This window comes from uncultured Piscinibacter sp., from assembly GCF_937952055.1.
Classification (GTDB): domain Bacteria; phylum Pseudomonadota; class Gammaproteobacteria; order Burkholderiales; family Burkholderiaceae_C; genus Piscinibacter.
In genome coordinates this window covers 225000-245159 of the sequence record NZ_CALFYO010000032.1, presented here as the reverse complement: position 1 = coordinate 245159, position 20160 = coordinate 225000, and the positions used below count along the sequence as shown (strand labels likewise).

Sequence of the window (20160 nt, the reverse complement as noted above, 5' to 3'; positions counted from 1 at the left end):
CGGATCGTGATCAAAGGTTGCGCACCAGCGCGATGGCTTCCTCGATGCGCTCGACCGCATGGATCGTCAGGCCCTCGATCGGCTTCTTCGGCACGTTGGCGTGGGGTACGACCGCGACGGAGAAGCCGAGCTTGGCGGCTTCCTTCAGCCGCTCCTGGCCGCGCGGCGCCGGACGCACCTCGCCGGCCAGCCCGACCTCGCCGAAGGCGATGAAGCCGCGCGGCAGCGCGCGCGCACGCAGCGAGCCCTGGATGGCCAGCATCACCGCGAGGTCGGCCGCCGGCTCGCTGATGCGCACACCGCCGACCGCATTGACGAACACGTCCTGGTCGAAGGCGGCGATGCCGGCGTGGCGGTGCAGCACGGCGAGCATCATCGCCAGCCGGTCGCGCTCGAGACCGACGCTGAGGCGGCGCGGACTCGGCCCGCCGGCATCCACCAGCGCCTGGATCTCCACCAGCAGCGGCCGCGTGCCCTCCAGCGTGACCAGCACGCAGGAGCCCGGCACCGGTTCGCCGTGCGTGGACAGGAAGATCGCGCTGGGGTTGGCCACGCCCTTGAGGCCGCGTTCGGTCATCGCGAACACGCCGATCTCGTTGACCGCGCCGAAGCGATTCTTGATGGCGCGCACGAGGCGGAAGCTGGAGTGGGTGTCGCCCTCGAAGTACAGCACGGTGTCGACGATGTGCTCGAGCACGCGCGGTCCGGCCAGCGTGCCTTCCTTGGTGACGTGGCCGACGAGCACCACCGTCGTGCCGCTGGCCTTGGCAGCGCGCGTCAGGTGCGCGGCGCACTCGCGCACCTGCGCTACCGAGCCGGGCGCGGAGCTGAGCTGGTCCGAGTAGACGGTCTGGATCGAGTCGATCACACACACCGCCGGCTGTTCAGCCTCGAGGGTGGCGAGGATGCGCTCGAGCTGGATCTCGGCGAGCACGCGTACCTGCGAGCCTTCCAGGCCGAGGCGTCGCGAGCGCAGCGCCACCTGTGCGCCGCTTTCCTCGCCGGTGACGTAGAGCGTCCTCATCGAGCGCGAGAGTGCATCGAGCGCCTGCAGCAACAGCGTGCTCTTGCCGATGCCCGGGTCGCCGCCGATCAGCACCACGCCACCTTCGACGATGCCGCCGCCGAGCACCCGGTCGAGTTCGGCGATGCCGGTGGGCTGACGCTCGATCTCGCTGGCCTCGATCTCCGACAAGGTGGCCACCGGCTGGCTCTTCGCGAGCGACTGGAAGCGGTTTTTGCCCGTGCCCGTCTCCGCCACCGACTCCACCAGGGTGTTCCAGGCCCCGCAGCCCGGGCACTTGCCCAGCCACTTCGGGCTGCTGGCGCCGCATTCGTTGCACGTGTAGATCGACTTATCCTTGGCCATGGCGCATTGTCTCCGGCGCAAGGCGTGCAGCGAGGACCGTGCATCACCCGGCGCTCCGACGCAGCTGTGGAGTTCGTCCATTCGTTCGTGCCGGAATTTCTTCACGCCCCGCTGCGCGCCGGCGCATGCGTCGAACGCTCGCAAGGCCAGAATGGGCGGCCGCACCGATTGCCGCGCGCGGCACGAGGGGCCACTGGGCAAGAGAGGTGTCCGAATGCGAACCGTCCTGTCGTCCGTTGCGCTGAGCCTGGCTGCCATCACAGCCTCCGCGGCCGAGCTGTCCGCCATCGTCGCCATCGAGCCGACCTCGAAGAAGGACGGCATGGTGGTCTCCCGGTCGGCCCTGGCCGCGAGCCTGGGCAAGGCCGCCGGAGCACCCGTCACAGTGCTCACCAGTGAGGACCTCGCCGAGGTGATGCGCGCCACGCGCAGCAGCGGCTTCGACATCTTCATCGCGCCACCACAGGTGGCGGCCTCGGCGCTGATGCGCGGCTACGAACTCGTCGGCTCGACCGATCGCGCCGAGCACTACGTGCTGGTCGGACGGCCGCAGTTCGGTTCGACCGCGGACCTGAAGGGCGGCAGGATCTACCTGCCGCAGCAGGACTCGATCTACACCTACATGGCCCGCGGCATGCTGAACGCCAGCGGCCTGTCGTTCAAGGACCTGAGCTCGGTTCAGCATGAACGCTACCCGCAGGCCGGCCTGACCGCACTGCTGCTCGGACAGGCCGACGCGACCGTCGTGCGCCGCAGCGACTGGGAGGAATGGTCCAGGGACCATGGCGGAGCCGGAAAGTTGCTGGCCTCTTCTTCTCCGGTGCCCGGGGGCTTCACGGTGGTCGTCAAGAAGGACCTGCCGGCCGACGTACGCTCACGCGTGGCCAGCTGGTTCGCCAGCGCGGCGCAGACCGCCGGGCTGAAACCGGTGGTCCTGCGCGCCGAGCTGGCCGAGTACAAGACCGTCGCCGAGCTGGGCCTGTTCACGCCCACCCTGCTGCCGGGCGCCAGGATGGTCACGGCGCGCGAAGTGCAGCAGTTGATCGCGCGCGGCGCCGTCATGGTCGATACGCGCACCGAGAAGGAGTACGCCACGAAGCGCATTCCGGGCGCGGTGTTCGTGCCGTACCACGAAAAGAGCCTGAAGGACGTCGCCTTCGATGCGAGCAAGGACGACTTCTCCGGTGTGGCCAAGCTGGACCGCGCGAAGCCGACCGTCTTCGCCTGCAACGGCGCGGAGTGCTGGAAGTCGTACAAGGCCAGCCGCGTCGCCCTGTCCAGCGGCCTGAAGGAGGTCTACTGGTTCCGCGGCGGCTTGCCCGAATGGGAGGCCGCCGGCCTGCCGGTGGAGAAGAACTGAGGAGCGCCTGAGCCGGCCACGTTGCGCGAGCCCGCTGGCCGTGCGCATTGCAGGCCTTGCGCGACAATTCGTGCCATGGAGCCCGCCACCTGGATCGCCTTCTTTGCCGCCGCCTGGGCGATCAGCCTGTCGCCCGGCGCCGGCGCCGTCGCCGCCATGAGCGCCGGGATGAACCACGGCTTCCGGCGCGGCTACACCATGACTTTCGGACTCGTCACCGGCATCTGGACGCAGGTGCTGGTGGTCGGCGTCGGCCTGGGCGCGCTGATCGCGGCGTCCAGCCTGGCCTTCGCCGTCGTGAAGTGGGCGGGTGTGGCCTACCTCGTCTGGCTCGGCATTCGACAGTGGCGCGCACCGGCCGCGCCGATGGCCGCCGCCGACGGCCCGAGCGCCACGGTGTCGCGCCGAGAGTTGTTCGTGCGCGGCTGGATCGTCAACGCGCTGAACCCCAAGGGCACGGTGTTCCTGCTCGCCGTGGTGCCTCAGTTCCTCGAGCTCGCGCAGCCGCTGCTGCCGCAGTATGCGGTGATCGCGCTGACGCTGGCCTTCACCGACCTGGTGGTGATGGCCGGCTACACCGCACTCGCTGCACGTGTGCTTCGTGCCTTGCAGGCGCCGGGCCACATCAGGGCCATGAACCGCGCGTTCGGCGGGCTCTTCGTCGCCGCCGGAGCACTGCTTGCCTTGTTCAAGCGCGCCTGATGCGTCGTTCGGCCCCGTCACCGACCATTACTATATTTGTCCGAATATTCCTATAGCATCCCGGGCGGCGCGGCGACTCCGCTGCACGCCGTCACTCAGGAGAGACCGCATGAATCAGAGAACGTTGGGCGTGATGTTCACCCTGGCGAGCGCCCTGCTCGCCGCTTGCAGCAGCACGCCGGTGACCCCGACCGCCGCTGCGCCCGCACCCGCCGCCGCGGCGCCCGCCGCGCCGGCACCGACCGCTACGGCCAAGCCGGCACCCGCGTCGACCGTGGCCACGGTGAACCTGCCGGCCCACCTGGATCCGAACAATGCCATCTCGAAGGAGCGCAGCGTCTACTTCGACTTCGACGACTTCTCGATCAAGGCGGAGTTCTCCGCGCTGATCGAGCGCCATGGCAAGTACCTCGCCGGCTCGCCGGCACTGGCGATCAAGGTCGAGGGCAATGCCGACGAACGCGGCAGCACCGAGTACAACCTCGCGCTCGGCCAGAAGCGCGCTGAAGCGGTACTGCGCTCGCTGAAGATCTACGGCGCGAAGGACCAGCAGATGGAAGCGGTGAGCTGGGGCGAAGAGCGCCCCGTGGCCAGCGGCCACGACGAGGCCGCCTGGGCGAAGAACCGCCGCGCCGACCTCGTCTACCCGAAGCAGTAAGGCCGCGAAGCTGCCGGCTTCACTGGCCCAGCGGGATGTTGGCGCCGCGTTCGTCGACACCGAGCGCGGCGATCAGTCGCGCCAGGTCGGCGTCGAGCCGCGTCAGCGTCTTCGCGTCGAGACCGGCCAGCGCCTGCGGCAGCACACCTGTGAAGGGCCCCGGAGCTTGGCGAAGCACCTTGCGCCCGGCGGCAAGAACGTTCAGTTGCACGGCGCGGCGGTCCGGCCCTTCGCGTGCGGCGACGATCAGCTCGCGCTCGGCGAGCGCCCTGACGAGATTGCTTGCCGTGGACTGGTGCACGTCCATCGCGCGCGCCAGTTCGTTCACGCCGAGACCCGGACGGGCGTGGATGATGCTCAAGGCCCAGAGCTGCGCGCCGCCGACCCCCGCGCGGCGCTCGACCTGCTGAAAATGCGTCTTCACCGCATTGAACACGAGACGGAAGCGCCGCAGCACGCGGGCCGCCGGCTCACCGATCTCGTCGACCAGGGTGTCTTGCGTCGCGTCGCTGACGGCAGGCATCTCGTTGCGACGGGGGTTGCTGCGAGCGGTCATCGCAACATGATAGAGGGCCGGACGTGAACCACGAGTTGCGCATCGTTGCCGCGTTCCGGCGCGAGTTGTCGGATTGGCGGCTGTGGCTGGCGCGTAGCGTGGTCATCGCCGTGGCCGCGGCCGCCGGGCTCACCGTGGTCGCCTTCACCTGGATCACCGAGCGTGCGCTGGAGCTGTTCTTCACGGTGCGTGCGTCGTGGTGGTGGATGCCGCTGATCGCTACGCCGTTGATCACCGGCGCGATCGTCTGGCTGACGCGGCGCTTCGCACCGGGGGCCGCCGGCTCGGGCATCCCGCAGGTGATGGCGGCGCTCGACCCGAGCGTGGACGGCACCAGCCGCAGCCTGTACGTGTCGCTGCGGCTGACGGCGGCGAAGATGCTGTTCACCGCGTCGGGCCTGCTTGGCGGCCTGTCGCTCGGCCGCGAAGGCCCCTCGGTGCAGATCGCCGCCGGCGTGATGCACGCCGCCAAGCGCTGGCTGCCCCAGCGCAGCGCCGTCACCGAGCACGGCCTGCTGGTGGCCGGCGGTGCCGCCGGCATCGCTGCCGCCTTCAACACGCCACTGGCCGGCGTGATGTTCGCCATCGAGGAACTCTCGCGCGCTCCGGAGCAGCGCAACAGCGGCCTGCTCGTCGCCGGCATCGTGCTCGCCGGCCTGGTGGCGGTGTCCATTCTCGGCAATGGCACCTACTTCGGCGTCATCCAGGTGCCCGCGCTCAACCTCTCGCTGCTCGGCCCCGGCCTGCTCGTCGCACTGACCGCAGGCGTGACCGGCGGGCTGTTCTCGCGGCTGCTGATCGCCTCGCTGTCGGGCAAGTCCGCCGACGGCGCGAGCCGCTGGCGCGCTCGGTACCCGGTGCGCTTCGCCATGGCTTGCGGCCTGGCGGTGGCCATCATCGGCGTGGCCACGCTGGGTGCCACCTTCGGCAGCGGCTACGGCTACACGCGCGAGATGCTCGGCGGCGGCGAGACCACGCCGGGGCTGCACTTCGTGCTGAAGTTCGTCGCCACCTGGCTGACCGCCTGGTCGGGCGTGCCCGGCGGCATCTTCGCGCCGGCCCTGACGATCGGCGCCTCGCTGGGCAACGACATCGCACTGCTGACGAGCTACCCGCATGCCCCGGCGCTCATAGCCCTGGGCATGGCCGGCTTCCTGGCCGCGGCGACGCAGGCGCCGCTGACGGCGTTCATCATCGTCATGGAGATGGTCGACGGCCACGCGATGGTGCTCAGCCTGATGGCCTGCGCACTGGTGGCCAGCGGCATCTCGCGGCTGATCAGCCGGCCGCTGTACCCCACGCTGGCGCGGTTGCAGCTCGAGCGGCTGCCGCCACCCGGCCCGCGCTGAGCAGCGGCCCAAAAAAAGGGGGCCCGCGCGGGGCCCCCATGAGGACAAGACTCTTCCTGGCTTGCTCGCCGCCCTGAGACAGAGCGAGCGAAGTGGATTGTATTTGTATCAATCCATTTCCGCCAGTCGACTTCGGGACATCCCTCGTCCTCGCCCGTGTCCCGGTGAACCGGACCCGCGCGGCGTCGCGCTCGCCGTCAGAGACTGACCTTTGCCCGCCCGGCCTTGATGCCGCTGCGCAGCGACTTGCCCTCCAGCCGGCGCTGCTTCGAGGCGCGCGTGGGCTGGGTCGGGCGGCGCACGCGCGGCAGGGTGGCCGCCGCCTGCACCAGCTCGTGCAGCCGTGCCATCGCGTCCGCGCGGTTCTGCTCGAGGCTGCGGTGCTGCTGCGCCTTGATGACCACCACCCCCTCGTCGTTGATGCGCTGATCGCGGGTCGCGAGCAGGCGCGCCTTGATCGGCTCGGGCAACGAGGAGGCGCGCACGTCGAACCGCAGGTGCACGGCGTTCGACACCTTGTTGACGTTCTGGCCGCCCGCGCCCTGGGCGCGGATGGCGCTGATCTCCACCTCGGCCGGATCGATGGCGAAGGGGATGCGCATGGGCGTCAGCCGCGCAGCAGCCTGACCGCCTGCGGCAATGAGCCGGCCTGCGGCAGCCAGTGGTCGATCGTCGCGCCGAGCAGCGCAGCGAGCACGACGAGGATCAGCATCGGCCGCCAGGTGCGGCCGAAGGCATGCTGCAGCCAACCCTCGCGGCGTGCGCGGAAGGCGAACGCGCCACCGGCCGAGGCGAAGGCGATCTCCACCGCCACGCCGAGCAGCACCTCGACGCCGAACAGGCCGAACACCGCCACGCTCAGACCGCTGGCGATCAGCACCGCGATGCCGATCACCACGGCCAGCGGGACCGCCACGACTGCCGCTTCGTCGGCCGAACCGACCAACTGCAGTGAGCCCTCGGCGAGGTCGCCCGCCTCGAGGCCGCTGTCACCACATTCCACGCCGCCGCCGCCGCGCGTCGGCACGAAGCCGTCCAGCGGCAGGTCGCAGTCGGCCTCGCCGCGAGACAGCAGCCAGCGGCACCACAACCACAGCAGTCCCAGGAAGACGAGGTAGCCGCCCGACAGCGCCGCCGACCAGCGCAGCGCCAGGCTGCCGATGCCGGCGCGCATCAGCGCCGCCGAGAACGCCCAGCTGGCGAGGAAGCACAGCGTGCCGATCAGGAACGCATGCACGCGCAGCCAGCGGCGCTGCTGCAGGTCGGCGCGCACGCGGCGCTCGAACAGGCTCGGGTCGGGGTGCCCCCGACTCATGCTGCGCTCACCGGCACGCGCGGCGCGAGCGCGCACATGAGTTCGTAGCCGACGGTGCCCGCCGCGCGCGCCACCTCGTCGATCGACAGCAGGCTGCCCTTCGGGCCCCGACCCCACAGCGTGACCTCGGCGCCGAGGCCGGCGGCGCGCACCGGCGTCAGGTCGACCGTGATCATGTCCATCGACACGCGGCCCACGGTGCGCGTCCGAACGCCGTCGACGAGCACCGGCGTGCCGGTCGGCGCCACGCGCGGGTAGCCGTCGGCATAGCCGCAGGCGACGATGCCGATGCGCATGGCCTCGCCGGCCGTGAAGCTGCCGCCGTAGCCGACACGGTCGCCGGGGCTCAGCGCCTGAATGGCGATCAGCTTCGCGCTCAACGTCATGGCCGGCTGCAGACCCCAGTCGCGCGCGTCGTGGGCCGGGTGGTCGGGCGCTGAGCCATAGACCATGATGCCCGGTCGCACCCAGTCGGCGGCGACGCGCAGGCCGTCGCCCTCGGCGCCGGCAAAGCGCAGCGTCGCCGCGCTGTTGCCCACCGATCGCTCACCGGGCAGGTCGCGCGTGGCCGCCTCGAAGGCCTCGAGCTGGGCGGCCACGCCGCCCTCGCCGTCGGCATCGGCGAAGTGCGTCATGAGCGTGATCTCGTCGACCTGCGTGAGCCCCGACAGCCGCTGCCAGGCGGCACGGTAGTGCTGCGGTCGGAATCCGAGCCGGTTCATGCCGCTGTTCATCTTCAGGAACACACGGTGCGGCGCATGGGTCTTGTGCGCCGCGAGCATGTCGATCTGCGCCTCATGGTGCACGGTGTGCCAGAGGCCGAGCCGAGAGCACAGGTCCAGATCGCGCGGCTCGAAGCAACCTTCGAGCAGCAGGATGGGCCCGCGCCATCCGAGGTCGCGCACGCGTTGCGCCTCGTCGAGGTCGAGCAGCGCGAAGCCGTCGGCGCCGGACAACCCTGCATAGGCCCGCTCGATGCCGTGACCATAGGCGTTGGCCTTGACGACCGCCCAGACGCGTGACTGCGGCGCCGCCTGCCGCGCGCGGCGCAGGTTGTGGGCGAGCGCCTCGGTATGGATGGTCGCCGAGATCGGACGGGGCATGGTGCAACCGATTCTGCCAGCGCCTTCACGCCCGAGGAGACCACCCGGACGAGGGCGCGTAACCACATGCTATAAACCTGCGCCGCCGACGACATCCCCCGCATTCCCGGGCCACGTGCGCGCGATACGGAGCGAATGAAAAAGGGCTTCTACACCATCATGTCGGCGCAGTTCTTCAGCTCGCTGGCCGACAACGCACTGTTGGTGGCGGCCATCGAACTGCTGAAGAGCGCCGGAGCGCCGTCTTGGCACGTGCCGGCGCTGTCTCCGATGTTCGCGCTGTTCTACGTGATCCTCGCACCCTTCGTCGGCGCCTTCGCCGACGCGGTGCCCAAGGGTAGGGTCATGTTCGTCTCGAACGCGATCAAGGTGGTCGGCTGCCTGTTGATGCTGTTCGGCGGCCACCCGCTGCTCGCCTACGCCATCGTCGGCCTGGGCGCGGCGGCCTACTCGCCGGCCAAGTACGGCATCCTCACCGAGCTGCTGCCGGCCTCGCAGCTGGTCAAGGCCAACGGCTGGATCGAGGGTCTGACCATTCTGTCGATCATCTTCGGCATCCTGCTCGGCGGCCAGCTGGTCGGCCAGCGCGTCGCCGGCGCGCTGCTCGCCTTCAATCTGCCGCTCATCGACACCTCGATCGACACCGCGCCGGAAGCGGCGATCTCGCTGATCGTCATCCTTTACGTGATCGCAGCGCTGTTCAACCTGAAGATTCCGCGCACCGAGGCGCCCCTGCAGGCGCTGAGCGGCAACGTTGTCGCGCTGGTGCGCGACTTCTCCAGCTGCAACGCGAGACTGTGGAGCGACAAGCTCGGCCAGATCTCGCTGGCCACCACCACCTTGTTCTGGGGGGTGTCGGGCAACCTGCGCGTGATCGTGTTCGCCTGGGCCGCGGCGGCGCTGGGTTACAGCACCACGCAGGCCTCGTCGCTGGTCGGCGTGGTGGCCATCGGCACCGCCGCCGGCGCGATCGTCGCCTCGCTGCGCTGCCGGCTCGACCAGGCCACCGGCGTGATCCCGCTGGGCGTCGCGATGGGCGTGCTGGTGATCGGCCTGAACTTCATCACCAACGTCTGGGCAGCGGCACCGTTCCTGATCGTCCTCGGCGCGATCGGCGGATATCTGGTCGTGCCGATGAACGCGCTGTTGCAGCACCGCGGCCACAACCTGATGGGAGCCGGCCGCTCGATCGCGGTGCAGAACTTCAACGAACAGGCCTGCATCCTCGGCCTGGGCGCCTTCTACGCCGCACTCACCAAGTTCGGCATGTCGGCATTCGGCTCCATCACCCTCTTCGGCCTCGTGGTGACCGGCACGATGTGGCTGATTCGCGGTTGGCATCGATCCAACCTGGTGAAGCACAAGGCCGAACTCGATCACCTGCTGGCGATCGCCCGGACCGACAAGCACTGACCTCGGTCCGCGCCTGCGGGGCGCAGTGTCGTGCCACCGCAGGCCCCCGAGACACAGCCACCAGCCCGCGGCGGACCTCAGGCCCTCTGGTCGTTGATCACCTTCTCGATCGCCGCCGCCCACGGCACCGCCAGCTTCTGGCAGCCGGCGCGGTTCAAGTGGATCTCGTTGATCCAGTCGCCGCTTTCGCCGGTGCTGCCCTGGGCCGCCGGCGTCACCGCGATCGTCGTGGAGTCGAAGAAGTGCAGGTTCGGGAAGCGCGCCGCATCGGCCGCGCAGCCCGCCAGCAGCGCCGCCAGCCGACCGATCAGCAGTGCCGCCACGGCCTCGAAGTCGACCTCGGGAATGGCGTAGGCCTGCACGGAAGGCAGCAGCCACGGGCCGATGCCCAGTTCGGCCGGCGCCGGACGAGGCGTCGGCACCGCGTAGCCATGCATGAAGATCGGCGCCCCCTTGGATTGCGACGACGCGGCGTCGCGCAAGGCGACGATGTGGTCGAGGTTGGCCTTCAGGTAGGTGCTGAATGTCTGCCAGCCGGCATCGCTGAGGTAGCGCGACGCGCCCTGAACAGGGTCACCCCACTCGGCCGCTTCGCGAAGCAGGCGCAGCTGCAACGGGATGCCGGGGCCGCGCACGGCCAGCGCGTCGATCAGGTCGTTGCCGCCACACGACAGCAGGATGCCGTCCCAGGGGCGTCGGCGCTTGCCGACCAGCAGGTCGGTGAACACCGGATCGCTGCTCGTCTGCGCCATGCGCTGCAGCGTGTCGCCGGGCGTCGCGCAATTGATCGCCACCGCGCTCTGCGCGAAGCGCATCTCGAACAGCAGGTTGGCGTTCTTCAGCGGGTTCAATGCACCGATGGTGAACCACGAGTCGCCCTCGGCGAGGAAGCGGATGCCGAACTCGCCGAGGTTCGGTGCCAGGTCGGGGGTGTCCAGGTCGGATGGCGGGTGGATCTTCAGCTTTGGCATGGCGGAGCTCCTCCTTGCGGACGGTGAAGGTAACGCCGCCCGCCGCGCCAGGCAATCCGACAAGCTTGGGAAGGCGCGGCATGCCCAGCGGCGAGAATCGCGCGGATGTCCCTGGCCAGCCACCGCACACCCTTCCTCTGGCCCGCCCTGGCCCTCACGCTCAACGCCTTCGTCTGGGGCACATCCTGGTGGCCCTTCCGCCAGCTCGAGGCCCGTGGGCTGCACCCGCTGTGGGCCACCGTGCTGATCTATGCCGTGGCGGTGCTGGTGATCCTCGCGCTGCGCCCGCGTGCGCTTGGCCAGCTCGTGCGCACGCCGACGCTGTGGGTGCTGGTGCTCGCCTCGGGCACCACCAATGCCGCCTTCAACTGGGCGGTGACCCTGGGCGACGTGGTGCGCGTGGTGCTGCTGTTCTACCTCATGCCGCTGTGGACGGTGCTGCTGGCGAGGCTGCTGCTGCACGAGCCGCTCACCCGCACAGCCAGCGCCCGCGTCGTGCTGGCGCTGGCCGGTGCGGCCATCGTGCTGTGGCCGGCCGAGCGCAGCGGCTGGGAGGCTCTGCCGCTGCCGCGTTCGCTGCCCGACTGGCTGGGCGTGATCGGCGGCTTCAGCTTCGCGCTGAACAACGTGATGCTGCGCCGCGAGGCGCACCGCCCGGAGGAAGGCCGTGTGCTGGCGATGTTCTGCGGCGGCATGGGGGTCGCCGGCGCGCTCGCGCTGGTGCTGTCCGGCGACGCCGCGGTGCCCGGCATCCCCGCGCCCGCGACGCTGTGGATCGCCGGCGTGGCGGCGATGGCGCTGCTGTTCCTCGTCGGCAACCTAGCGCTGCAGTACGGCGCGGCGCGTCTGCCGGCCAACGTGACCGCGGTGGTGATGCTCACCGAGATCCTGTTCGCCTCGGTCTCGGCGCTGGCGCTGGGCGGCGGCAGCCTGACTGCTCAGCTGTTTGCCGGCGGCCTGCTGATCCTGCTCGCGGCGCTGCTGTCGACGCTGTCCAAGGCGCCCTCACACTGAGGCCGGCGTGTCGGTGTCCCACTCGAAGTCCGGGTCGACCTGCAGCAGCGCGGCGATGAACTCGGCCTCGTGCAGCGGCTTGGTCAGGTAGGCGTCGCAGCCGGCGAGCGAAGCGCGCACGCGATCGGTGGCGCCGTCCAGACCGGTGACCATCACCACGACGGTGCGCAGGCCGGCGCCCTGCGCGCCGCGCTGCTTGAGGCGCTGGCACAACTGCAGTCCGGTGATGCTGCCCGGCGGGCCGAGCGTGACGTCGAGGAACGCCATGACGAAGGTGCGCTTGGCCAGCATGTCCATCGCGGCCTCGCCCGAGGCGCATTCGTGCACGCGGTATCCGAGGGTCTGCAGCCGCCGCTTGAGGAACTGGCGGGCGATCGCGCTGTCCTCCACGACCAGCACCTCGCGCCCCCCGCCGCCACGCGGCGTCACGGGCTCCACGGCTCGTGCCACCGGCACCTCGCGGCGCAGCGCGGCGCTGGCACGCGCGGGCGCCGCCACGGGCGTCGGCGCAAGCGCGGGTGCGGCCAAGGGGCTCAAGTCGATCACCGGCGACCGCGAATCGCCATCGAACGGATCGAGATCCATCATCGCGCTCGGCGGGTCCGGCGTGGTCAGGCGCAGTTCGACCAGCGCGTCGAGTTCGCGCATCACGTGCATCGGATCGATCGGCCGCGGCATCCAGGCGCTGGCTCCTTCCGGCGGCGCGGCGCCGATGAAGACGGTGTCGCCCATTCGCCGGCCGCGCCGGACCGCCGCCATCGCGGCGGCGCTGTCGGCGTCGGCGATGAGGAAGTCGGCCATGCCGGGTTCGTCGACCTGGCGGAAGGCCGGCGCACGCCGGGCGGCGAGACGGAAACAGGAGGCGAGCGCCTGGCGTTCGAAGGACGAGAAGCCTTCGATGGCCACGGTGAAGGTGTCGGTGAACCCGGAGACGGACATCGGCGTGCATCATCGCGCGCCGCGAACCCGCGTCAAGAAGCGCTGTGCGGAATTGCCGGATCTGCACGGTGATTCCTCACACCGCCGTTACCATCGCGGCTCCACCCGCGGAGGAGCCCATGGCCCAGCCCAGCGTCTACGACTTCGAGGCCCTGTCCATCGAAGGCAAACCCGCCCACCTGTCCACCCAGCGCGGCAAGGTGCTGCTGATCGTCAACACCGCCAGCCAGTGCGGCTTCACGCCGCAGTTCGCCGGGCTGGAGCAGCTCTGGAAGGACTACCGCGACCGCGGCCTGGTGGTGATCGGCTTCCCGAGCAACGAGTTCGGCGGCCAGGATCCAGGCGACAACGGCGAGATCGCCTCGTTCTGCGAGATGAACTACGGCGTGAGCTTCCCGATGATGGGCAAGATCGCGGTCAACGGCGCGCACGCTCACCCGCTGTGGAAGTTCCTCACCCGCGAGGCGCGCGGCGTGCTCGGGTCCCAGGCCGTCAAGTGGAACTTCACCAAGTTCCTCGTCGGCCGCGACGGCACCGTGCTCAAGCGCTACGCGCCCACCGACACCCCTGAATCCCTGCGCCAGGACATCGAGGCCGCGCTGGCGGCCTGAGAACACGGACCCTTCCCATGTTTGCCCACGTCGAACCCTTTGCCGGCGACCCCATCCTCAGCCTCAACGAGGACTTCCAGAAGGACCCCCGGCCGCACAAGATCAACCTGTCCATCGGCATCTACTTCGACGACGCCGGGCGCATCCCGGTGCTGGAGTCGGTCAGGCGCGCCGAGGCGAGGGTGGTGGCCGAGGGCGGCGCCAAGCCCTACTTGCCGATCGAGGGCGCGGCCAACTTCCGCAGCGCCGTGCAGGCGCTGCTGTTCGGCGCCGAGCACGAGGCGCTGAAGAGCGGTCGCGTGGCCACCCTCCAGTCGGTCGGCTCCTCGGGCGGCCTGAAGGTCGGCGCCGACTTCATCGCGCGCTGGTTCCCCGGCAGCGGCGTGTGGGTCAGCGACCCCACCTGGGACAACCACCGCTCGATGTTCGAAGGCGCCGGCATCGCGGTGAACACCTACCCGTACTACGACGCTCAGAGCGGCGGCCTGCGCTTCGCCGACATGCTGGCCACGCTGGAGACGCTGCCGGCGCGCAGTGTCGTGCTGCTGCACGCCTGCTGCCACAACCCGACCGGCGTCGACCTGACGCGTGCGCAGTGGGACGAGCTGATCCCCCTGCTCAAGCGCCGCAGCCTCATCCCTTACCTCGACCTCGCCTACCAGGGCTTCGGCGACGGCATCGCGGAAGACGCCTATGCGATCCGCGCCATCGCGGCGGCCGGGCTTCCCGCCTTCGTGGCCAACTCGTTCTCCAAGAGCATGAGCGTCTACGGCGAGCGTGCCGGCGCGCTCAGCGTGGTCTGCCCGGACGCGGCGCAGGCGGCGCTGGTGCTCGGCCAGCTCAAGTTCACCGTGCGGCGCAATTACTCCAGCCCGCCGATCCACGGCGGCCAGATCGTCGCGAGGGTCCTCAGCGACCCCGAGCTGCGTCCGCTGTGGGAGGGCGAACTCGCCGCCATGCGCACGCGCATGCTGGCGATGCGCCAGCAACTGCACGCAGTGCTCAGCGCCAAGCTGCCGGGCCGCGACTTCGGCTACTTCCTCAGCCAGCGCGGCATGTTCAGCTACACCGGTCTGTCGGCCGCGCAGGTGGACCGGCTGCGCGAGGAGTTCGCGGTCTACCTGATCCGCTCCGGCCGCCTGTGCGTGGCCGGGCTGAACAGCGGCAACGTCGAGGCCACCGCCCGGGCCATGGCCGCCGTGATGTGACGCAGGTCAAGCGGCGCGGGGCGCTAAGAGTTCCTTAAACCCGCGCCGCGACCATGGCGACACCGAAAGGAGTCGCCATGCAGAAATCCACCGTTCTCGTGATCGCCCTGGCGCTGGCCGCCACGGCGGTCGCCCGCGCCGCCACGCCGGCCGAGCAGCTCGCCGGCTACAGCAGCGCCGCCAAGGCCGCCGCCGAGCCCGCGCGCGGCCAGAAGTTCTTCACCACCCAGGGCCCCAAGGACTGGAGCTGCTCGTCGTGCCACGGCGCCACGCCCACCGGCACGGGCAAGCACGCCTCCACCGGCAAGCTCATCCAGCCGCTCGCGCCGGCCGCCAACGCCGAGCGCTTCACCGACGTCGCCAAGACCGAGAAGTGGTTCCGCCGCAACTGCAACGACGTGCTCGGCCGCGAGTGCACGCCCGGCGAGAAGGCCGACGTGCTGGCCTGGCTGCTGACGCTGAAGTGAGGAGCGTTGCCATGAACCCGATCCGCCTCGCCCTCCTTGCTCCGCTCACGCTGGCCGCCTCGCTGGCCCACGCGGACGACGACCGCTACATGCTCTCGCCGGCCTACGTGCAGGAATGCGGCGCCTGCCACACGCCCTACCCGCCGGCCCTGCTGCCGAAGGAATCCTGGCAGCGGTTGATGGCCAACCTCGGCAAGCATTACGGCACCGACGCCTCGCTCGACGCCGCCGCGCAGAAGTCCATCGGTGACTGGCTGGTGGCCTACGCCGGCAGCGGCAAGCGTGCCCGAACGGCGCCGCCCGAAGACCGCATCACGCGCAGCGACTGGTTCGTGCGCGAGCACCGCGAGGTGCCCAAGGCGGCCTGGACGCGGCCGGCGATCAAGAGCGCCTCGAACTGCGGCGCCTGCCACCGCGGTGCCGCCGAGGGCGAATACAACGAAGACCGCATCAGCATTCCGCGCTGAGCCGAAGGAGATCACGATGAACACCGAATCCCGGACTCCGTCCACCCTGGTGTGGGACGTGCCCGTGCGCGTCTTCCACTGGCTGCTGGTGGCCAGCTTCGCGGGCGCCTGGATCACCGCGGAGAGCGAACACTGGCGGCTCGTGCACGTGACGCTGGGTTACACCATGGCCGGCCTGGTGGCCTTCCGCGTGCTGTGGGGCCTGGTCGGCACCCGCTACGCGCGCTTCAGCAGCTTCGTGCGCGGCCCGCGCGCGGCCTTCGCCTACCTGCGCTCGCTGCTGGGCCGCTCGCCCGAGCACCACACCGGCCACAACCCGGCCGGCGCACTGGCCATCGTCGGACTGCTCGCCTTGATCGGCGTCACGGCCGCGAGCGGCTTCGCGACCTACAACGACCTCGGGGGGGAATGGCTCGAGGAACTGCATGAACTCGCCGCCAACGGATTGATGGCCTTGGTGGTGATTCACGTCGCCGGCGTGGTGGTGGGCAGCCTCGTGCACAAGGAGAATCTGGTGCGATCGATGTTCACCGGCCGCAAGCCGGTGCCGCAGGGCGAGGGCATCCGCCGCGGCTGGGCGACCTTGGCTGCGGTGATGATCGCCGCGGTGCTGGGCTTCTGGTGGACGCAGTGGCAAGCCGCGCCGCAGGACGCCGGCACACAGCTGACGCGGCTGGTGCACGACGGCGACCGCGACGACGACTGACAATCCGGCCATGCGCATCCTGCTCGTCGAAGACGACCCCCTGCTCGGCGACGGCCTGCGTGCCGGCTTGAGGCAGCTCGGCTTCCAGGTCGACTGGGTGCGCGACGGCCAGGCGGCCGAGCGCGAGTTGCGCGGCGCCAGCCACGATGCCGCGGTGCTCGACCTCGGACTGCCGATGAAGGATGGCATGGACGTGCTCGGCGCCGTCCGCGCCGAGGGCGTCAAGCTGCCGGTGCTGGTGCTGACGGCACGCGACGCGGTCAGTGAACGCATCCGCGGGCTGGACCTCGGTGCCGACGACTACGTGCTCAAGCCGGTCGACCTGCACGAGTTGGCGGCGCGGCTGCGCGCGCTGGTGCGCCGCGCCCACGGCCAGGCCGACCAGCAGCTCGCCCTCGACGGCGTGGTGCTCGATCCGGCCAAGCGCATGGTCACGATGGACGGCGAGCCGGTGGCCCTGTCGGCCCGCGAGTTCGACGTGCTGCACGCGCTGATGCTGGCCGACGGCCGCGTGCTCTCGCGCGAGCAGCTTGAGCAGCGCATCTACGGCTGGGGCCAGGAGGTGGAGAGCAACGCCGTGGAGGTGCACATCCACCACCTGCGGCGCAAGCTGAAGACCTCGTTGATCCAGACCGTGCGCGGCATCGGCTACGCGATCGCGCGCCCCTCGTCCTCGTGAAGATCCTGCACTCCCTGCAGGCACGCGTGCTCGCCCTGGCGCTCGCCACGGTGAGCCTGGTCTGGCTCGCTGCCGCGGCCTTCACCTGGTGGGAGGCCAGGAACGAGCTGGGCGAACTGCTCGACGGCCATCTCGCCCAGGCCGCCGCGCTGCTCATCGTGCGCCAGGTCGACGACATCGAGGAGACCGAGGACGACGCGCGCATCGATGCGCCGACGCTGCACCGTCATGCGCCCAAGGTGGCGTTCCAGATCTGGCACGAGGGCCGGCTGGTGGCGCGCTCGGCCAACGCGCCGGCCACGCCGATGACCGCGCTGCGTCGCGGATTCGCCTCGCCGGAGATCGCGGGGGAACGCTGGCGCGTGTTCGCCGCGCACGGCGACAAGCGCGATGTGCAGGTCTACGTCGGCGAGCAGCTCGCGTCGCGCGATTCCATCCTCGAGGGTCTGCTCGCCGGGCTGGTCGGACCGATGCTCGTGGCATTGCCACCGATGGCGCTGCTGCTGTGGTGGGCGGTGCACCGGGGGCTGCTGCCGCTGCGGCGCATCGGCGTGGCGATCGCGGCGCGCGAACCGAAGGCACTGCAGCCGATCCGTGCCGACGCCGCTGGCGACCGCCTGCCCAGCGAGATCGCCCCGCTGGTGGAGGCGCTCAACGGCCTGTTCGCTCGCATTGCCGCGCTGCTGGAGAGCGAGCGCCGCTTCACCGCCGACGCGGCACACGAGTTGCGCACGCCGATCGCCGCGATCCGCGCCCAGGCGCAGGTGGCGCAGGGTGCCGGTGGTGACGACACCGCACGCGCGCAGGCGCTGGCGGCCACGCTGGCCGGCTGCGACCGCGCCACGCGCCTGGTGGAGCAGTTGCTGACGCTGGCGCGGCTGGAGTCCGCCGCCGAAGGCCCGGGCGAGACGGTGGACCTCGCCGCCGTCGCGCGCGAGGTGCTGGCTGACCTGGCCCCGGCGGCGTTGGCGCGCAGCCAGTCGCTGGAGCTGGAGGCCGAAGGCGCCCAGCCGGTGCGCGGCAGTGCCACGCTGCTGGCCGTGCTGCTGCGCAACCTTGCCGACAACGCCTTGCGTTACGGTGGTGACGGCGTGCGCGTGGTGGTGACACTGGCGCGCGAGGATGGGCGCACCGTGCTGCGCGTGGAAGACAGCGGGCCGGGCCTCAGCGACGAACAGCGCTCACACCTCGGGGAGCGCTTCTTCCGCGTGCTCGGCACGGCCGCGCCGGGCAGCGGCCTGGGCTGGTCGATCGTCCGGCGCATTGCGGCGGTGCATGGCGCGCATGTCGACACCGCGCGCTCCGGGGCGCTGGGCGGACTGGCGGTGCGCGTGACCTTCTCGGCCTGAGGCGTTCGCAGGCTCGGGGTCGCACGGGAGATCGGCAGTTCCCGACCCGTCCGAGACATCGGGCGCATTGAAGTCGTCGCCTCGAGGCCGCCGTTTTCACCATTGGGTGAGGCACTGCTTGACCTTTCGAGCGGGATGGTCGCCTTGACAAGAATTGACCCACGCCGCAACCTGTTTCGGGTCGACGAGACGTAGCTGCCCGCCCAAGGCGGCAAGCATCGAGCATCTCCTGCGGGCATCTGTTCACGGTCCCAAATGTTGGGTCCACGTCTGCGCATGGATCCGACGCAAGGGGGTGTGGCATGTCGGACGACATCGATCGGAATGCGTTCCGCGACTTCGAGCGCAGCGCCCATGACCGGCTCGCGAGCACCTACCATGCCTTCTTTGCGCCGGTCACCGAGCGAGCCGCAGGTCCGCTTCTGACCAAGGCCAACGTCGGCGCGCGCACGCAGGTTCTCGATGCGGCATGCGGTTCCGGCGTGATCGCGAGGCACGCCGCGCTGCTTGGCGCAATCGTTACCGGCGTGGATCTCTCCCCACGCATGATCGAGCTTGCCGCCAGGCTCAACCCCGGCTGCACGTTTCGCGAAGCGAGCGTCGACTCGATGCTCTTTGACGATGGCGCGTTCGATGCGGTGGTGTGCGCGTTCGGCATCGGCCACTTTCCCGACCCGCCAGTCGCGGTGGCCGAGTGCGCCCGTGTATTGCGCGACGGTCGTATCTGCGCACTCGCCTGGTGGGATCTTCCGGCACGCAATCGCTTGCATGGCGTGCTAATGGCGGCGCTGGAAGAGATCAACCCCGTGGCGCCGCCGGATCTTCCGGCGGGGCCGCCGCTGTTCAGGTACTCAGAGGATGACGCCTTCCGTGGCCTGCTCGAATCCGCCGGACTTCGAGATGTCGGCGTTGCGTCGCACACCTTCGAGTGGCGCCTGCCCGATGCCCAGGCGCTCTGGTCGGGCTCGCTGGGCTGCATGGCTCGCAACTCTGCCCTGATCTGCGCACAGCTTCCGGAGACTCGTGCGCGAATCCAGGCTGCGTTCATCCGCCATGCGAATCAGTACCTGGCCGAAGACGGGCTCAGCTTGCCGATGGCCTTCAAGGTTTGCGCAGGGCGCAAGCCGGCATTTCGATAGGTCCGCTCCTGGCCGGGAACGGACGCCACGAACAGGCCCGTTCTTCGCCCGCGATGTTCGCTGCGCCGGATCAGACGCCGAGGTAGCCCGCCAGCGCCGGGCTCGCCGCCACCGTCTCGCTCTCGCCCTCCAGCACCACCTGGCCCTTCTGCAGCACCAGCGCGCGGTCGCTGCGCGCGAGCACACGGCGGTAGTCGCGGTCGACGATCAGCGTGGCGATGCCGCTGGCGCGGATCTCGCCGATGACGCGCCAGATGTCGGCCACGATCAGCGGCGCCAGGCCTTCCGTGGCCTCGTCGAGGATGATCAGCTCCGGGTGCGTCATCAGCGCGCGGCCGATCGACAGCATCTGCTGCTCGCCCCCAGAGAGCTGCGCGCCGAGGTTCGTGAGCCGCTCCTTCAGCCGCGGGAAGGTCTCGAGCACGCGCTCGTAGCTCCAGTCTGCGCGGCCATCGCGGCCGGGCCGCGCAGCCATCACCAGGTTCTCGCGCACCGTCAGGTTGCCGAACACGCCGCGGCCCTCGGGCACGTAGGCCACGCCCAGGCGCGCCACCTGGTGCGGTTTCGCCTTCGAGGCATCCTGCCCGAAGAAGGCGATCTGCCCTTCGCGCTGCGCCACGTGGCCGAGCAGCGTGCGGATCAGCGTGCTCTTGCCCATGCCGTTGCGGCCCAGCAGGCCGAGCGTCTGGCCACGCGCGATCGTGAGGTCGATGCCGTGCAGCACGTGGCTGGAGCCGTACCACGCGTGCAGGCCGCGCGCTTCGACGAGGTAGTCGTGGTTCATC

22 protein-coding genes are annotated in these 20160 nt (G+C 70.2%); 14 read left to right on the top strand and 8 right to left on the bottom strand.

Translation table 11 applies throughout. From position 1 onward, the window contains the following. Positions 1-10: 10 nt before the first annotated feature. Positions 11-1369 (bottom strand): DNA repair protein RadA, encoded by a 1359-nt coding sequence (gene radA / locus Q0599_RS23895; protein ID WP_298835197.1) that lies wholly within the window; start codon positions 1367-1369, stop codon positions 11-13. 214 nt (positions 1370-1583) lie between these two features. Between radA and Q0599_RS23890 the strand changes: the two genes are divergently transcribed. From Q0599_RS23890 to pal, 3 genes are all read left to right on the top strand, one after another. After that, positions 1584-2729 (top strand): PhnD/SsuA/transferrin family substrate-binding protein, encoded by a 1146-nt coding sequence (locus Q0599_RS23890; protein ID WP_298835196.1) that lies wholly within the window; start codon positions 1584-1586, stop codon positions 2727-2729. 75 nt (positions 2730-2804) lie between these two features. Then, on the top strand, positions 2805-3431 hold the full coding sequence (locus Q0599_RS23885) for a LysE family transporter (RefSeq protein WP_298835195.1): 627 nt from the start codon (positions 2805-2807) through the stop codon (positions 3429-3431). A 109-nt stretch (positions 3432-3540) separates the two neighbouring features. Beyond that, positions 3541-4089 carry a peptidoglycan-associated lipoprotein Pal gene (gene pal, locus Q0599_RS23880; RefSeq protein ID WP_298835194.1) on the top strand — a complete coding sequence of 183 codons (549 nt, stop codon included), beginning with the start codon at positions 3541-3543 and terminating at the stop codon, positions 4087-4089. Between the two features lie 19 nt (positions 4090-4108). Here the strand turns inward: pal and Q0599_RS23875 are convergent, their stop codons facing one another. Then, entirely contained in the window at positions 4109-4645 is a 537-nt protein-coding gene (locus Q0599_RS23875) for a MarR family winged helix-turn-helix transcriptional regulator (protein WP_298835193.1), read from the bottom strand. Between the two features lie 23 nt (positions 4646-4668). Here Q0599_RS23875 and Q0599_RS23870 point away from each other — a divergent pair, with 23 nt between their 5' ends. Then, positions 4669-5994 carry a chloride channel protein gene (locus Q0599_RS23870; protein WP_298835192.1) on the top strand — a complete coding sequence of 442 codons (1326 nt, stop codon included), beginning with the start codon at positions 4669-4671 and terminating at the stop codon, positions 5992-5994. Positions 5995-6191: 197 nt separating this feature from the next. Here Q0599_RS23870 and arfB read toward each other — a convergent pair whose 3' ends face one another. The 3 genes from arfB to alr are packed head-to-tail and all read right to left on the bottom strand — an operon-like array spanning position 6192 to position 8412. Next, a complete protein-coding gene (gene arfB / locus Q0599_RS23865; RefSeq protein ID WP_298835191.1) occupies positions 6192-6596 on the bottom strand; it encodes an alternative ribosome rescue aminoacyl-tRNA hydrolase ArfB in 405 nt (134 codons plus the stop codon). Between the two features lie 5 nt (positions 6597-6601). Beyond that, entirely contained in the window at positions 6602-7309 is a 708-nt protein-coding gene (locus Q0599_RS23860; protein ID WP_298835190.1) for a hypothetical protein, read from the bottom strand. Next, positions 7306-8412 (bottom strand): alanine racemase, encoded by a 1107-nt coding sequence (gene alr, locus Q0599_RS23855; RefSeq protein WP_298835189.1) that lies wholly within the window; start codon positions 8410-8412, stop codon positions 7306-7308. The genes Q0599_RS23860 and alr overlap by 4 nt, the downstream gene beginning before the upstream one ends. 135 nt (positions 8413-8547) lie before the next feature. Between alr and lplT the strand changes: the two genes are divergently transcribed. After that, positions 8548-9825 (top strand): lysophospholipid transporter LplT, encoded by a 1278-nt coding sequence (lplT, locus tag Q0599_RS23850; RefSeq protein WP_298835188.1) that lies wholly within the window; start codon positions 8548-8550, stop codon positions 9823-9825. A 77-nt stretch (positions 9826-9902) separates the two neighbouring features. Here lplT and Q0599_RS23845 read toward each other — a convergent pair whose 3' ends face one another. Next, the gene (locus tag Q0599_RS23845) at positions 9903-10796 is read right to left on the bottom strand and encodes a hypothetical protein (protein WP_298835187.1); all 894 of its coding nucleotides are present in this window, start codon (positions 10794-10796) and stop codon (positions 9903-9905) included. 105 nt (positions 10797-10901) lie between these two features. On the opposite strand from Q0599_RS23845, the gene Q0599_RS23840 reads away from it, so the two are divergent. After that, entirely contained in the window at positions 10902-11810 is a 909-nt protein-coding gene (locus Q0599_RS23840) for a DMT family transporter (protein ID WP_298835186.1), read from the top strand. Here Q0599_RS23840 and Q0599_RS23835 read toward each other — a convergent pair. Continuing rightward, positions 11802-12749 (bottom strand): response regulator, encoded by a 948-nt coding sequence (locus Q0599_RS23835; RefSeq protein WP_298835185.1) that lies wholly within the window; start codon positions 12747-12749, stop codon positions 11802-11804. The two genes, Q0599_RS23840 and Q0599_RS23835, sit on opposite strands and share 9 nt — an antisense overlap. A gap of 119 nt (positions 12750-12868) precedes the next feature. Between Q0599_RS23835 and Q0599_RS23830 the strand changes: the two genes are divergently transcribed. The 8 genes from Q0599_RS23830 to Q0599_RS23795 all read left to right on the top strand — a co-directional run bounded on the left by Q0599_RS23830 (position 12869) and on the right by Q0599_RS23795 (position 19375). Next, positions 12869-13360, top strand: coding sequence for a glutathione peroxidase (locus Q0599_RS23830; protein WP_298835184.1), 492 nt, complete (start codon positions 12869-12871; stop codon positions 13358-13360). 17 nt (positions 13361-13377) lie between these two features. Further along, positions 13378-14568 carry an amino acid aminotransferase gene (locus Q0599_RS23825; protein ID WP_298835183.1) on the top strand — a complete coding sequence of 397 codons (1191 nt, stop codon included), beginning with the start codon at positions 13378-13380 and terminating at the stop codon, positions 14566-14568. 77 nt (positions 14569-14645) lie between these two features. Beyond that, a complete protein-coding gene (locus Q0599_RS23820) occupies positions 14646-15035 on the top strand; it encodes a DUF1924 domain-containing protein (protein ID WP_298835182.1) in 390 nt (129 codons plus the stop codon). An 11-nt stretch (positions 15036-15046) separates the two neighbouring features. Continuing rightward, positions 15047-15502 (top strand): diheme cytochrome c, encoded by a 456-nt coding sequence (locus Q0599_RS23815; RefSeq protein ID WP_298835181.1) that lies wholly within the window; start codon positions 15047-15049, stop codon positions 15500-15502. Between the two features lie 16 nt (positions 15503-15518). Continuing rightward, the gene (locus tag Q0599_RS23810) at positions 15519-16208 is read left to right on the top strand and encodes a cytochrome b/b6 domain-containing protein (RefSeq protein WP_298835180.1); all 690 of its coding nucleotides are present in this window, start codon (positions 15519-15521) and stop codon (positions 16206-16208) included. Between the two features lie 10 nt (positions 16209-16218). Continuing rightward, positions 16219-16887, top strand: a complete 669-nt coding sequence (locus Q0599_RS23805) for a winged helix-turn-helix domain-containing protein (protein ID WP_298835179.1) — start codon at positions 16219-16221, stop codon at positions 16885-16887. Then, positions 16884-18236: an ATP-binding protein gene (locus Q0599_RS23800; protein WP_298835178.1), complete on the top strand. Its 1353-nt coding sequence runs from the start codon at positions 16884-16886 to the stop codon at positions 18234-18236. Before Q0599_RS23805 ends, Q0599_RS23800 begins: the two co-directional genes overlap by 4 nt. A 302-nt stretch (positions 18237-18538) precedes the next feature. Continuing rightward, positions 18539-19375 (top strand): class I SAM-dependent methyltransferase, encoded by an 837-nt coding sequence (locus Q0599_RS23795; RefSeq protein ID WP_298835177.1) that lies wholly within the window; start codon positions 18539-18541, stop codon positions 19373-19375. A 70-nt stretch (positions 19376-19445) separates the two neighbouring features. Here the strand turns inward: Q0599_RS23795 and Q0599_RS23790 are convergent, their stop codons facing one another. Further along, a complete protein-coding gene (locus Q0599_RS23790; protein WP_298835176.1) occupies positions 19446-20159 on the bottom strand; it encodes an ABC transporter ATP-binding protein in 714 nt (237 codons plus the stop codon). Position 20160 lies beyond the last annotated feature (1 nt).